This window comes from Plantibacter sp. RU18 (assembly GCF_050613355.1).
GTDB lineage: Bacteria > Actinomycetota > Actinomycetes > Actinomycetales > Microbacteriaceae > Plantibacter.
The window spans coordinates 3257071-3271302 of the sequence record NZ_CP159618.1 but is presented as its reverse complement, the minus strand read 5'-3'; the positions used below and the strand labels follow the sequence as shown (position 1 = coordinate 3271302).

General features: G+C 68.7%; 14 protein-coding genes. 9 read left to right on the top strand and 5 right to left on the bottom strand.

The genetic code is table 11. The annotated features are described in order from the left end of the window. Positions 1–2: 2 nt before the first annotated feature. From ABMA10_RS15725 to ABMA10_RS15705, 5 genes are all read left to right on the top strand, one after another. Positions 3–278 carry an HPr family phosphocarrier protein gene (locus tag ABMA10_RS15725; protein ID WP_347868620.1) on the top strand — a complete coding sequence of 92 codons (276 nt, stop codon included), beginning with the start codon at positions 3–5 and terminating at the stop codon, positions 276–278. Next, a complete protein-coding gene (gene ptsP, locus ABMA10_RS15720) occupies positions 265–1959 on the top strand; it encodes a phosphoenolpyruvate--protein phosphotransferase (RefSeq protein WP_347868619.1) in 1695 nt (564 codons plus the stop codon). Before ABMA10_RS15725 ends, ptsP begins: the two co-directional genes overlap by 14 nt. Then, complete coding sequence (locus ABMA10_RS15715; protein ID WP_431030676.1) at positions 1956–3542, top strand: PTS mannitol transporter subunit IICB; 1587 nt, start codon at positions 1956–1958, stop codon at positions 3540–3542. The genes ptsP and ABMA10_RS15715 overlap by 4 nt, the downstream gene beginning before the upstream one ends. A 122-nt stretch (positions 3543–3664) precedes the next feature. Beyond that, on the top strand, positions 3665–4099 hold the full coding sequence (locus ABMA10_RS15710; protein ID WP_347868617.1) for a PTS sugar transporter subunit IIA: 435 nt from the start codon (positions 3665–3667) through the stop codon (positions 4097–4099). After that, entirely contained in the window at positions 4099–5253 is a 1155-nt protein-coding gene (locus ABMA10_RS15705; protein ID WP_347868616.1) for a mannitol-1-phosphate 5-dehydrogenase, read from the top strand. The genes ABMA10_RS15710 and ABMA10_RS15705 overlap by 1 nt, the downstream gene beginning before the upstream one ends. Before the next feature lie 58 nt (positions 5254–5311). Here ABMA10_RS15705 and ABMA10_RS15700 read toward each other — a convergent pair whose 3' ends face one another. Genes ABMA10_RS15700 through ABMA10_RS15690 form a run of 3 tightly spaced genes read right to left on the bottom strand, consistent with a single transcriptional unit; the run spans position 5312 to position 8177 of the window. Continuing rightward, a complete protein-coding gene (locus ABMA10_RS15700) occupies positions 5312–6673 on the bottom strand; it encodes an FAD-binding oxidoreductase (protein ID WP_347868615.1) in 1362 nt (453 codons plus the stop codon). Beyond that, the gene (gene nagA / locus ABMA10_RS15695) at positions 6670–7824 is read right to left on the bottom strand and encodes an N-acetylglucosamine-6-phosphate deacetylase (protein WP_347868614.1); all 1155 of its coding nucleotides are present in this window, start codon (positions 7822–7824) and stop codon (positions 6670–6672) included. The genes ABMA10_RS15700 and nagA overlap by 4 nt, the downstream gene beginning before the upstream one ends. Beyond that, positions 7821–8177: a YrdB family protein gene (locus ABMA10_RS15690; protein WP_347868613.1), complete on the bottom strand. Its 357-nt coding sequence runs from the start codon at positions 8175–8177 to the stop codon at positions 7821–7823. Before ABMA10_RS15690 ends, nagA begins: the two co-directional genes overlap by 4 nt. A 152-nt stretch (positions 8178–8329) precedes the next feature. Between ABMA10_RS15690 and ABMA10_RS15685 the strand changes: the two genes are divergently transcribed. The 3 genes from ABMA10_RS15685 to ABMA10_RS15675 are packed head-to-tail and all read left to right on the top strand — an operon-like array spanning position 8330 to position 11407. Continuing rightward, positions 8330–9415, top strand: coding sequence for a hypothetical protein (locus ABMA10_RS15685; RefSeq protein WP_431030675.1), 1086 nt, complete (start codon positions 8330–8332; stop codon positions 9413–9415). Beyond that, positions 9387–10709, top strand: coding sequence for a DUF7507 domain-containing protein (locus ABMA10_RS15680; protein ID WP_431030674.1), 1323 nt, complete (start codon positions 9387–9389; stop codon positions 10707–10709). Before ABMA10_RS15685 ends, ABMA10_RS15680 begins: the two co-directional genes overlap by 29 nt. Beyond that, positions 10709–11407, top strand: coding sequence for a DUF7507 domain-containing protein (locus tag ABMA10_RS15675; protein WP_347868611.1), 699 nt, complete (start codon positions 10709–10711; stop codon positions 11405–11407). The genes ABMA10_RS15680 and ABMA10_RS15675 overlap by 1 nt, the downstream gene beginning before the upstream one ends. 74 nt (positions 11408–11481) lie before the next feature. Here the strand turns inward: ABMA10_RS15675 and purU are convergent, their stop codons facing one another. Continuing rightward, positions 11482–12357 carry a formyltetrahydrofolate deformylase gene (gene purU / locus ABMA10_RS15670; protein WP_347868671.1) on the bottom strand — a complete coding sequence of 292 codons (876 nt, stop codon included), beginning with the start codon at positions 12355–12357 and terminating at the stop codon, positions 11482–11484. A gap of 36 nt (positions 12358–12393) precedes the next feature. Further along, a complete protein-coding gene (locus ABMA10_RS15665; protein ID WP_347868610.1) occupies positions 12394–12795 on the bottom strand; it encodes a MerR family transcriptional regulator in 402 nt (133 codons plus the stop codon). 278 nt (positions 12796–13073) lie between these two features. Between ABMA10_RS15665 and ABMA10_RS15660 the strand changes: the two genes are divergently transcribed. Next, positions 13074–14228: an MFS transporter gene (locus ABMA10_RS15660; RefSeq protein WP_431030673.1), complete on the top strand. Its 1155-nt coding sequence runs from the start codon at positions 13074–13076 to the stop codon at positions 14226–14228. Positions 14229–14232: the final 4 nt, after the last annotated feature.

Here is a 14232-nt window from a genome sequence, read left to right as displayed (position 1 = left end):
CCATGGCAACTCGTACCGTCCGCATCGGCTCCTCGCACGGCCTGCACGCCAGGCCGGCGAAGCTGTTCACGCAGGCAGCCAAGGACTCCGGAAATGCGGTCACGATCGCCAAGGGCAGTGGCAAGGCGGTCAACGCTGCCAGCATCCTCGGCGTCATCGCGCTCGCCGTCGAGCACGGCGACTACGTCACGCTGGCCGTCGAGGGTGATGGTGCGCAGGTCGAGGGCACGCTCGACACCCTCTCCGAGCTCCTGGTGACCGACCATGACGAGCAGTAGCACGGTGGCAGCGCTCCAGGGCATCGGCATCGGGCAGGGTGTCGCCGTCGGCCCCGTCGCCCGCATGGCCGACCCGCTGCCCGCCCCCGCCGACGTCGCCAGCACGCTCGATGTCGCGACCGAGACCGAGCGCGCGAACACCTCGCTCGCCGCCGTCGCACGTGAGCTGGAAGCCCGTGGACTCGAAGCCGGTGGCTCCGCACGCGACGTGCTCGAAGCGCAGGCGATGATGGCCGAGGACCCGACGCTCGCGGAGGAGATCGCGAGCCGCCTCGCTGACGGCAAGACGGCTGAATGGGCCGTCTACGCGGCGTTCGCCTCGTTCCGTGACCAGCTCGCGGCGATGGGCGGCTATCTGGGCGAGCGTGCCGCCGACCTCGACGACGTCTCCCAGCGGGTCATCGCGAACCTCCTGGGTGTTCCGGCTCCCGGTGTCCCGTCTCCCGGGCACCCATTCATCCTCGTCGCACGCGACCTCGCACCAGCCGACACCGCGCTGCTCGACATGGACATGGTGCTCGGTCTCGTCACGAGCGACGGCGGCCCGACCTCGCACACCGCGATCCTCGCCCGCGAGAAGTCGATCGTCGCCATCGTCGGCGTCGTCGGAGCAGCCGCGCTGACGGACGGCACGACGCTCGTCGTCGATGCCGCTGCCGGCTCGGTCACCGCCGACCCGACTGCGGCACTCGTCGCGGCGACCGAGCAGCGTATCGCGGACCGACTCGCCCTCGTGAACGCACCCGTCGTACCGGGCGCCCTGGCCGACGGCACCTCGATCCCGCTGCTTGCGAACCTGGGTTCAGCCGAGCACGCCGCGGAGGCGGCCGAGCTCGGTGCAGAGGGTGTCGGCCTCTTCCGGACCGAGTTCCTGTTCCTCGACCAGGCGCTCGCGCCGACCGTCGAACAGCAGCGCGGGCATTACGAGAAGCTGCTGAACGCGTTCCCCGGCAAGAAGGTCGTCGTGCGCGTCCTCGACGCCGGCGCCGACAAGCCGCTCGCCTTCCTCAACGACGCCCACGAGGACAACCCTGCGCTCGGGCTGCGCGGGCTCCGCGCCCTGCGTGCGAGCGAGGACATCCTGCGCGAGCAGCTCACCGCGCTCGCACAGGCCGACGCCGCGACGAACGCCGACCTCTGGGTCATGGCGCCGATGGTGTCGACCGTCGAGGAGACGAAGTACTTCATGGCGATCGCCGCGGAGTACGGGCTGAAGACACCTGGCGTGATGGTGGAGGTGCCATCGAGCGCACTGCTCGCCGACCGTGTCCTCGAGCACGCCGGGTTCGCGTCGATCGGCACGAACGACCTCACCCAGTACACCCTCGCCGCTGACCGTCTGCTCGGCTCGGTCGGTGCGTTCCAGGACCCGTGGCACCCGGCGGTCCTCCGCCTCGTGCAGCTCGTCGGCGACGCCGGCGTGCACCACGGCAAGCCCGTCGGCATCTGCGGTGAAGCAGCAGCCGACCCGCTCCTCGCCGTCGTCCTCGTCGGGCTCGGCGCCACCACCCTCTCCATGTCACCGTCGGCGCTCGCCGACGTCCGTCACTCACTCCAGCAGTACACGCTCGACGATGCTCGCCGCATCGCCGCGGCAGCGCTGGCCGCCGATGGTGCGGCCGAAGCCAGAGCAGCGGCCACCGCTGCAACGACTCCCGAAATGAAAGAGGCAACATCATGACAACGACGTCTGTCCCCAAGAAGCCGGGAGGTGCACGAGTCGGCGTTCAGCGATTCGGTACCTTCCTCTCCGGCATGGTCATGCCGAACATCGCAGCGTTCATCGCCTGGGGCCTCATCACGGCCTTCTTCATCGCCACCGGCTGGCTGCCCAACGGCATCCTCGGCGGCTTCGGCAACGCGGACCTCATCGGCTGGCAGGGCGCGGCGACCGCACTCGCGCAGGCGGACGACGGCACCACCTTCCCGCAGTACGTCGGCCTCGTCGGCCCGATGATCACGTACCTGCTGCCGCTGCTCATCGCGAACACCGGCGGTCGGATGATCTACGGTGAGCGCGGTGGCGTCGTCGCCTCCATCGCCACCATGGGCGTCATCGTCGGCAGCGCGATCCCGATGTTCATCGGTGCGATGATCATGGGCCCGCTCGCCGCATGGCTCATGAAGCAGGTCGACCGCCTCTGGGACGGCAAGATCAAGGCCGGCTTCGAGATGCTCGTGAACAACTTCTCCGCCGGCATCCTCGGCGCGCTGCTGGCCATCGGTGGCTTCTTCGGCATCGCACCCATCGTCACCGCGCTCAGCAGCTTCCTCGAAGGCATCGTCGACTGGCTCGTGGCGAACTCGCTCCTGCCGATCGCCAGCATCTTCATCGAACCGGGCAAGATCCTCTTCCTCAACAACGCCATCAACCACGGTGTGCTCACCCCGCTCGGTGTGCAGCAGTCCAAGGAGACCGGCAAGTCGATCCTGTTCCTGCTCGAGGCCAACCCCGGCCCGGGTCTCGGCATCCTGCTCGCATTCTGCTTCTTCGGCATCGGCCTGGCGAAAGCGTCGGCACCGGGCGCCGTCATCATCCAGTTCTTCGGTGGGATCCACGAGATCTACTTCCCCTACGTGCTCATGAAGCCGATGCTCGTCCTCGCCGCCATCGGTGGCGGTATGGCGGGTGTCGCGACGAACGTCGCGTTCAACACCGGCCTGCGAGCTCCGGCATCGCCGGGAAGCATCATCGCCGTCCTCATCCAGACGGCTCCGGACAGCTACGTCGGCGTGATCCTCTCGGTCATCGTCGCGGCAGCCGTGTCGTTCGCGATCTCCGCGATCATCCTGCGGGCGAGCCGCAAGCGCGACCTCGAGAGCGAGAACGCCGGTGACCTGTCGGCCGCCGTCGCAGCGACCGAGGCCGCAAAGGGCAAGAAGTCGAGCGTGCTCGGCAACCTGTCCGCCGGAAGTGCCACCGGTGGTGCCGATGTCGTCGACGAGGGCCTCGTCGCGACGCTCGAGCGCGGCCCGATCCGCAACATCGTGTTCGCTTGCGACGCGGGGATGGGTTCGAGTGCCATGGGCGCCTCGGTCCTCCGGAACAAGATCAAGAAGGCCGGGATCGATGAGATCACGGTCACCAACAAGGCGATCGCGAACCTCAGCGACGACATCGATCTCGTGATCACCCAGCGCGAGCTGACCGAGCGCGCGAAGGAGAAGACCCCGAGTGCCGTACACATGTCGGTCGACAACTTCATGAACTCTCCGAAGTACGACGAAGTGGTGGAGTTGCTGCGCGAAGAGGGAGCACACTAGCAACGGAACCGAACCCGGCGGCGTGCACGAGGGGTGCACGCCACCGGGGCATCACCCACCACCCTTCACCGGGCCGTCGCCCTTCCAGGCGGGGCCCCACCACGAGGAATGCAGAGGAAGACATGTCGCAGGTACTGACCCAGGACCGGATCACCATCGTCACGGGGACGGTGACGCAGGAGGAGGCCATCCGGACCGCCGCCGACGCGCTCGAAGCCGCAGGCGCCGTCACTGACGAGTACTTCGAGGCGATGCTCGCCCGCGAGCAGTCGGTCTCGACCTACATGGGCAACTTCCTCGCGATCCCGCACGGCACGAACGACGCCAAGGAGGCCGTGCTGGCCTCCGCACTGTCCGTGACGCGCTACGAGACCCCCATCGACTGGGCGGGCGAGGAAGTCCGATTCGTGATCGGTATCGCGGGGAAGGACGGGGGACACCTCGAGATCCTGTCGAAGATCGCCATCATCTTCTCCGAGGACGATGAGGTCGCGAAGCTGCTCGCCGCCGGAACGGCCGAAGAGCTGTTCGCCCTCCTGAGCGAGGTCAACGACTGATGCAGGCCGTCCACTTCGGCGCCGGCAACATCGGGCGCGGCTTCGTCGGACTGCTGCTCCACGAGGGCGGCTACGAGGTCGTCTTCGCCGATGTCAACGCCGAGCTCATCGGAGCGATCGCCGCAGCAGACAGCTACACCGTCCACGAGGTGGGCGACGGCGCGAAGGACACCGTCGTGACGGGGTTCCGCGCGATCAACAGCGCCACCGACGAGGACGCGCTCGTCGCCGAGATCGCGGCGGCCGACATCGTCACGACCGCTGTGGGTCCGACGATCCTGCGTTTCGTCGCGCCCGTCATCGCACGAGGCATCGCTGCACGACCAGTGGGCGCAGCCCCGCTCGCCGTCATGGCGTGCGAGAACGCGATCAACGCGACGGACCTCCTCGCCAATGAGGTCCGCCAGGCCGTCGGCGAGCTCGCATGGGAGGAACTCGCGAGCCGTGCGGTGTTCGCGAACACCGCGGTCGACCGCATCGTCCCCGGGCAACCCGAGGGTCAGGGCATCGACGTTACCGTCGAGACCTTCTTCGAGTGGGCCATCGAGACCCCGGCGTTCGCGGGAGTGCTGCCGTCGATCCCCGGCGCGCACTTCGTCGAGGAGCTCGCACCGTACATCGAGCGCAAGCTCTTCACGGTGAACACCGGCCACGCCTCGGTCGCGTACTTCGGGACGCGCGCGGGTATCGGCACGATCGCGGAGGCGCTCGCCGAACCGTCGATCGCGACGGCCGTGCGGGCGGTGCTCGAAGAGACCTCGGCGTTGCTCGTTGCCAAGCACGGGCTCGACGTCGACGCCCAGCGCGAGTACCGCGAGACGATCCTGCGTCGCTTCGCGAACGTGCACCTGCCCGACACGGTGGAGCGCGTCGGTCGTCAGCCGCTGCGTAAGCTCAGCCGCACCGAGCGGTTCATCGGTCCGGCGGCCGAGCTCGCGGAGCGCGGTCTGCCGCATGACGCACTCGTCGCTGCAATCGGTGCGGCTCTGGAGTTCGACGTGAGCGACGACGAGCAGAGCGTCCAGTTGCAGGCGAAGCTCCACGAGCTGAGTGCCGAGACCTTCGTCGAAGAGGTCACCGGGCTCGCACCGGAACACCCCCTGTCGGCCGCGGTGCTCGCGCAGGTCGTCGCCCGCCAAGCGGCGCTCGTGTAGTGGCACCTCGACAAGCTCGGTGAACGGAGTCCGTCTGCCGAGCTTGTCGAGGGGCGCGCTAGAAGACCTTGCCCGGGTTCAGCAGGTTCTCCGGGTCGAAGAGGCGCTTGATCCCGTGCTGCAGCTCGAGCTGGTCCGCGCCGAGCTCGTCCCCGAGCCAACGCTTCTTGAGCAGGCCGATCCCGTGCTCGCCGGTGAGCGTGCCCCCGAGCCGAAGCGCCGTCGTGAAGAGCTCGTCGGCCGCCTGCCAGATCAGATCGGGCACCTCTGTTCCCTCGAACACGAAGTTCGGGTGCAGATTGCCGTCGCCCGCGTGCGCGACCGTCGGGATGGTGATGCCGTAGCGTCGCTCGATCGCGCCGATCTCAGCGAACATCGCGGCGAGCTGACTGCGTGGCACGGAGACGTCCTCGATGAGCGGCGTACCGAACTGCTCAAGCGACGGGTGCAACGCCCGTCGGACGGCCAGCAGGTGTTCGCCGACGACGTGGTCCGTCGACATCTCGGCACGACCTCCCCAGGCGCGCAGGACCTCGACGATCGCGGCCGCCTCGGCTTCGGAGTTCGAGCCGTCGGTCTGGATGACGACGTGCGCCTCACCGGACGTCGGCGTCGGCAGCTGCAGGTACCGGTGCACGGCGACGAGCGCGACCGGGTCGAGCAGCTCCATGATCGACGGCTGGACACCCGACGCGGTCACGGCCGCGGTGGCTGACGCCGCCGCGACGACGCTCGGGAAGTACGCCGCGACCGTCGCGACGGTCCCCGGCGTGATCCGGCGGATGCGCACGGTGGCCTCGACGATCACGCCGAGGACGCCCTCTGAGCCGACCATGAGGCTCGTGAGGTCGAGCCCGGTCACGCCCTTGACGCTGCGGTGCCCGACACTGATCAGGCGCCCGTCCGCCAGCACGACCTTGAGAGCGAGGACCGCTTCGCGGGTCACGCCGTACTTGGCGCACAGGAGTCCGCCCGCGCCGGTCGCGATGTTGCCGCCCACCGTGGAGATGGCGCGGCTCGCGGGGTCGGGAGCGAACCACAGGCCGCGAGCGAGCAGCATCTCGTTGAAGTCGCCGTTGATGATTCCGGGCTCGACCACCGCGAGGAGGTCGGGTTCGTTGATCTCCAGCACACGCGTCATCGCGAGGGTCGACAGCACGATCTCGCCGGCGCCACCCAGCGCGCCGCCCGCCAGGCCAGTTCCGGCGCCGCGAGTGACGACCGGCGTGCCCGAGGTGGTGGCGATGCGCATGACCGTCTGGACGTCCTCGATGGTTCGTGCTGAGACGACGGCGATCGGGGCCGCGTCCGAGAGATGGCCGGACTTGTCGGAGCGCGCTGCCATGAGGACGGCGGCGTCCGTCGAAACGGCGTCCCCGAGTGCGTCGCGGAGCGCATCGAGCACGGTCGGGGTGGTCATCGGGCGAGTTCGGTTCCGTCGGCCCAGACGGCCTGCACATTCCAGTGGTGGTCGAGGAGGACGGCGTCGGCCGCGTGGCCCGCGGCGAGCCGTCCGAAGCGGTGTCCGAGGTCGAGGACGCGGGCCGGGGTGCTGGTCATGGCGGCGACCGCGCTGGGTGCGGGGATGCCGCTCTCGATCGCGAGTCGCAGCGCTCGGTCCAGCGTCAGCGTCGATCCGGCGATCGAGTCGCCGTCGACGAGTCGTGCGAGGCCGTCCGTGACCTCGACCTCGAGGGAACCGAGCAGGTAGCGGCCGTCGGCGGATCCTGCGGCGGCCATCGCGTCGGTGATGAGCGCGACGCGGCCGGGAGCCTGCTCGAAGACGAGCTTCGCCACATCCGGGTGCACGTGCTCGCCGTCGAGGATGAGCTCGACCGTGACGCGTTCATCGGCGAAGGACGCGACGATGGGACCCGGTGCCCGGTGATGGATGCCGTTCATGGCATTGAAGACGTGGGTGACGAGGCGGGCGCCGGTGTCGAACGCGGTCTTCGTGAGCGCTTCGTCGGCGTCGGTGTGGCCGACCGCGACGACGACGCCGGCCTCGACCAGGACCTGGATCGCTTCGAGCGCGTTCGGCAGCTCCGGCGCGATCGTGATCTGGCGGAGCGTGCCGCGGCTGGCGTCGATGAGGCGCTCGACGATGGCCGGCGTCGGCTCGATGAGCGCGGTGACATCGTGCGCGCCCTTCTTGACCGGCGACAGGAACGGGCCCTCGAGGTGGGCACCGAGGACGAGCTGGTCCTGCGAGACGAGTTCCGCGATGCCGTCGAGGCTTGCGACGAGCGCGTCGACGGGGTTCGAGACGAGGCTGATGAGGGAGCGCGTCGTGCCGTGCGCGCGGTGCACGGCGAGGGCCTGCAGGATCGCTGCCGGACCGTCGTCGAAGGCTGCGCCGCCGCCGCCGTGGACGTGGAGGTCGATGAAACCGGGCGTGAGATGGCCGCCAGCTGCGTCACGTACGACGGTGTCGGGTTCGAGGTCGATCGAGCGCCACTGCTCGCCGGTGCCGGTCGTGACGATCACGCCGTCGACCGCGTGGAACCAGAAGGCGTCGAGCTGGCCGTCGACGTCCACCTTCGTCGCAGAGTGGATCAGGAGGGCGCTCATGCGATCTGCTTCCGGCCGCTGACGACGCCGCTGACGACCGCGATGACGGCGAACACGGCGCCGATCACAGGTTGGCCGAGGTTCCACCAGGCGAGCGCCGCAGCGCCGAAGATGACGAGTTCGACCACCGTGCGCCCGTAGAGGTCGATGCGGATGACCGCGCGGGGCGAGAGGAACAGCGCCCAGAGGACGATGGCCACAAGCGGAGCCGCGATGCCGATCACGACGTTCCAGGGGAATGGCCAAGCCATCACGCCCCAGAATCCCAGGGAGAAGAACGCGAAGAGTTCGAGGAAGAACCGGAGGATCTCGTTGGGGCCGATCTTCACGTCGGCGGGAGTTCGTTCAGACACCACACGATTCTACGGCGCGCTGCGGGGGAAGGGCGGCGTAGCCCGGTGCGAACCTGGTATATGTTGATGTGAAATTTATGTCGTCGAGAACTGGTTCCCAGACTCGACCGCTTCACCGCTGCGCTTCAGCAGCCGATCCTTGGAGTTCCCTCGTGCACAATCCTGCAGCTCACCGCAGCCTGAGACGCTTCGCCGCCTCGGCGCTCGCGTTCGGTGTCGGTTCTGCGACCCTCGTGGCAGGGTTCCCCGGCCCCGCCGCGAACGCCTCCGCGTCGCAGGCCCCGGCGTCTGCCGACTTGGCGCCGGCCGCCGACCTCGTGCAGCCCAGGCTCGTCTTCCGTGAGACGTTCGAGAACGGTGTGGGTAGCGCCGCGACCTCGCTGAGTGACTACGTGTCAGAGACCGGCGAACGGTACACCGCAGACGCCTTCTGGCTGGACATGGGGAGGTGCAACGGCATCGTCCTCAGCGCCGAAGCGACGGTCTCCGCGCTGTGCAGTCCGCTCCTCGGCTTGGCGAGCGTGCTCGGAACGATCGGCGGCGCGACCGACCCTCAGCAGAACCATGCCGTCAGTGCGTACACGGATGGCAACACCGCGCCGAGCCAGGTTCAGCTTCGGACGGTCGATTCGCTCTCCCTCGGGAGTGGGGAACGCTTCATCTCCTTCGGCGTCGACGCGGTGGCCACCTCCTGTCACGTCGCCCACCCGCTCCTCAACTTCTTCTTTGACGACGACGGCGTCGAAGTGCCGATCTCGACCGAGCCGATCGACCCCTGTGTGAGCCCGGGCGAGAACATGTTCGAGAGCGGCAGGACCCGCGGTGGGACCTTCGTCTCCGACGGCGGCATCCTCTTCGCCGGGACCGAGTTCGGCGTCGTCATGCGGAACGCTCAGGGCAGCGGTGCTGGCAACGACGGTGCGGTCGACAACCTCGCGGTGTACGACTCGACGCCGGCGTTGTCGACTTCGGTCAGCGGTGGCGATGGTGTCGCTGGCGATCCAGTCACGGTCTCCTTCACCGTGACCAACACGGCGGACCTCGGTAAGAAGCAGGGGGTGGGCGTTCGAGCAGGTCCTGCCCGATGGTCTGGACATCGTCGCGGGTTCCGAGCAGACCTCCTGCGCGAATGCTGTCGTCACCGCGGACGACGGTGGGATCATCGCGACCGGCGAGCTCCGCACGGGCGACGCCGAGTGCACGATCACGGTGCAGCTCGTCTCGCTCACCGGCGGTGACTACGAGATCGGTGGTGCCTCGGTGTCCGGCATTGTCGGGCTCGACGTCGACCCGACCGCCTCCCCGATCTCGTTCGCGAGCGAGCGCAACGCCCTCGAGATCGCGGCGAGCGGCGTCATCGAGACCGGCAACGGAGACGGTTACGCGGATCTCGGCGAGACCGTGACGTTCGTGTACCAGGTCGTCAACTCGGGGAACGCGCCGGTCAGCGGCGTGAGCGTCGACGGAGCGAACTGTGCGGCGACGACGCTCGCTGCTGGTGCATCCACGGAGTGCCGGAGCGCGCCGATCACCGCGACGCAGGCTGACCTCGATCGCGGAAGCATCCGCGCCACCGGCTCTGCGACGGGCGTCTCCCGTCTTGGCGCGACCGTCGCGTCGGAGGCCGTCGACCCGTCCGTGGCGACGACTCCGGCCGCCGCTGCCGTCGGGCTCCAGCTCACCGCATCCACAGCTGACGGCGCCGCCCCGGCCGTCGGCGACCGGATCACGCTCTCCGTCGAGTGGACGAACGCAGGAAACGTCTCGATCGTCGGTGTGTCCGCATCGATCCCCGCTCTTCCGGAACTCGTCGCCGACTGCACGACCGGGTCACTCGCTCCAGGTGAGTCCGTGGTGTGCGAGCTCACCGGTAGGTACCGGGTCACGCAGGACGACGTCGATCGCGGCTCGATCCTCTTCACCGCGACGGGCGCGGCTCGGGCCGGCGGAGCGGAAATCACGGCTCCGGACGCGATCGCGTCCGTGACGACCGAGGCTGCTGCTCCGTCCGTGCAGCTCGGTGCGGCACTGGCGATCATCGACGGTGAGGCCGTGCCCGGCATGTCGGCGACGATCACCTCGACGATCACCAACTCGGGCAACGTGACGCTCTCGGCGATCACCGTGGCGGTGGACGGACGCCCGGAACTCGCCATCGCGTGCCCCAGTGGCACGCTGGCACCCGGTGAGACCGTGGACTGCGAATCGGCGATCCGCCGCCTCACGCAGGCCGACATCGACCGCGGCTCGCTCGGCTACAGCCTCGTCGCAAACGGTGTCGGCCCGAGCGGCGTGCCGGTGACGGATCGGAAGACCGTCTCCGTCGACATCGCACAGCGGGCAGACGTGTCCTTGGTCACGTCGGCGGAGAGCGACTCCTCCGACATCCCGGCAGTCGGCGACGCGATCATGGAGCACGTGACGATCACGAACGCGGGCAACGTCACCCTCACCGAGGTGTCACTCGACGGCGCGGTGTGCGTCGCCGTCCTCGCTCCAGGCGAAGCCGTCATGTGCGCGGCGGAGGTGTAGTGCTGACGCAGGACACGATCGACGCAGGCTCGATCGACCTGGGCGCCACCGTCCGGGCGGACAGCTCCGCCGGCGCGGTCGAGGCTGACACCGAGACGACGCATCTGATCGACGGCATTGGCGGCATCGAGATCGTCGACGCCGTCGAGATCGCACCCGCTGGCGACGGTTCCGTGACCGTGGGGGAGACCGTGCGGATGAGCTACATGGTCACGAACACCGGAAACGTCACCCTCGACGCCCTGGAGCTCAAGGGTGATCACGGCGGTCACGCGGGATGCGAGGTCGTCGCCGGCGAGGCCGAGGATGATGCGGCCGGCTGGTCGTTCTGGTCGAGAGACGATGTCTCGCTCGCGCCGGGTGATGTGGCCCTGTGCGTCATGCCCGACCACCGCGTCGAGGACGTCAGCGAGGCCATGCTCGCCTTCACGGCGACCGCCACCGGCACCGCCCCCCGCGAGGTCCGGATCGGGAACGACTCGCCCGAGGGTGACGAGGTGTCGGCGAAGGCCGTCGAGACGAGCACCGAGGTCACCGCCTCGATCACGACGATGATCGACACGCGGCCGGCTCCGGTGACGCCGCCACTGGCCGCAACCGGTGCCGCCGTGATGGCCGTCGCGCCGTTCGCCGTGGGGCTGCTCGCCGTCGGTGGGCTGCTGCTCCTCGCCAGGCGCCGTTCGATCGCCCGGGACTGACGAGAGACATCTCGAGGCCGTGACGGAGTCTGCTCCGTCACGGCCTCGTCGTGTCTGCGCCCCGCCCGGTGCGCTCAGCGGAAGATGATGGTGCGAGCCCCGTCGAGGAGGACTCGATCCTCGGAGAACCACTTCACCGCCTGGGTGAGCGTGCGGCTCTCCTCGTCCTGCCCGATGGCGACGAGCTCACCCGGAGAGCGCGAGTGGTCGACGCGCACGACGTTCTGCTCGATGATCGGACCCTCGTCGAGGTCACTCGTCACGAAGTGGGCCGTCGCGCCGATCAGTTTCACGCCACGGGCGTGCGCCTGCTTGTACGGGTTCGCGCCCTTGAAGCCGGGCAGGAAGGAGTGGTGGATGTTGATCGCCCGCCCGGCCAGACGCTCACACAGCTCGGGGGAGAGGATCTGCATGTACCGGGCGAGGACGACGAGCTCGATGTCGTGCTCCTCGACGGCGGCGAGCACGCGCGCCTCGAAGGCAGCCTTGGACGCGGCGTCGGTCACGGGCAGCGACTCGAACGGCACTCCGTAGAACGACGCGAGGTCGCGGAGCGAGCCATGGTTGCTCAGCACCAGGGGGATCTCGACCGCGAGCTGACCCGCACGCTGACGGAACAACAGGTCGTTGACGCAGTGCGCCGCCGTGGACGCGAGGACCAGGGTGCGGAGCGGACGGCCGACGACGTCGAGACGCCACTCGAGCGAATACCGCTCGACGACGGGGGCGATGGCCGCTTCGAACTGCTCGCGCGAGACCGCGGCCTGCACCTGGAGTCGCATGAAGAACCGACCCGTATCGTCACTTGAGAACTGCTGGCTCTCGGTGATGTTCCCCTCGGCCTCCACGATCGCCCCGCTGACCGCGTGGACGATGCCGGGGCGGTCCTCGCAGATGATGGAGAGCACCCAGTGGACGGGGTGCTCGTGCTGGGCGGCGGGGGAGTCGATCGTGGTCACCGACCCAGGTTACCGGCAGTGCGCGGGTCAGGCTGCCGGGGCCGCCTCTGCGTCCACGAGGTCGGCGTGCGACGACTGCTGCAGGTATGCGCGCACGTTCTCGCGGCTCTGCTGCAGGCAGTCGATCCGCGAGTCGATCGACGCGATCTGGGCGTGCAACGACTCGGCCGTTGCACGCGAGCAGTCGGGCACGACACGCGTGGGTCCGGAGACCGAGTCGGCGTCGAGGTCGAGCACCACGCGGACGAACCTCGTCGTGAGACCTGCGTCGATGAGGTTGTCCACCGTGACGACGTGGTCGATGGCCGACGGCTCGTACTCGTCCGGGGCGTCGGACGCGCGGACGGGGTGCAGAAGGCCCTCCGCCTCATAGGAGCGGAGCCTGGTCGCGGGAACACCCGTTCGTGTCGCGAGTTCTGCAATGCGCATGTGCGGCCTCTCTGTCACCGTCGCAAGGTCTGTCACCTTCTCAAGGGACCTAACGTCGTGCCGAGCCGTCCGCATTCCCGAGCTCCGGTAGACTCATCGACGGTCGCCGGATATCGGTGGGCCCTGGGCGCGCACATCAGCGCGTAGACGAACTCGTCCGCAGTCCTCCGCCGCCGAGTGAACGCCATCGTTGGAGCAATCCGATGACCTCTTCTCCATCCTCCTCGCCGCGCGCAGCCGAAACTTCGCCGACGGCAGTGCTGCCACCCTTCCCTTGGGTGGGCCTCATCGCGCTCGCCGCCGGGACGTTCCTCTCAGTGACCGGCGAGATGATCCCGACCGGTCTCCTGCCCGAGATGAGCGACTCCCTGGGCGTGACTGAATCGCAGATCGGCCTGCTCGTCAGCGTCTTCGCGTTCACCGTCGTGGTGTCGAGCACGACGCTCATCCACCTCACCAGGCGGGTGCCGCGCCACGCGCTCCTCGTCGGTGTCATCACACTCCTCGGCATCAGCACCGGTCTGGGGGCGCTCGCGCCGAACTACGAGCTGCTCGTCGCCACGCGCGTGCTCGGTGGCCTCGCGCACGGCGTGTTCTGGGCCGTCGTCGGTGCATACGCCGGTCACCTCGTCCCCAAGGAGCAGCTGGCGCGAGCCGTCTCCGTCACGATCGCGGGCGGCACCCTCGCCTTCGTGCTCGGCGTCCCGATCAGCACGGCTCTCGGCCATGCCCTCGGTTGGCGTCTCGCCTTCGGAGTCCTCGCCGTCGCCATGCTGCTCGGAGCGGTCGTGGTCTGGTGGAAGCTGCCGCCAGTGGAACGCGACGAGGCGCACGCCGCTGCCGCCGGAGCGACCGGCCGCGACCCGTCCATCGTGCCCGTTGCGATCGTCTGCATCGCCGTCGGCATCATCATGGTCGGCCATTACTCCTTCTACACCTACATCGCGCCCTACCTGATCGGCGTGATCGGCATCCCCTCGGGGCAGCTCAGCATCCTGCTGCTGGTCTACGGTGTCGCCGGGGCCGTCGGTCTGATCCTCACCGGCAGCGTGTTCGCGAAGCGTGCCACCACCGGACTGTTCGTCGCACTGACCGTCTCAGCCGCGATGGTGAGCGCCCTCACCCTGTCTGCCGGCTGGCTGCCGGGGGCCCTCGTCGCCTTCTTCCTCTGGGGAACGGCGTTCGGGATGCTTCCACCGCTCATGCAGACACGGCTGCTGCACGCTGCCAGCCCGCGCATCCGGGACACGGCCAATGCGTTCTACACGACCGCGTTCAACACGGGCATCGGCGGTGGCTCAGCGCTCGGTGCCCTGCTGCTCGCCCAGGTCGGTCTCGGCATCCTGCCGTGGGTCTACGTCGTGCTGGCGCTTGTCGCGACGCTGTTGCTCGCCACGGACGTGCTTCGCACGCGCAAGCGCGCAACCGCCTGAGCGG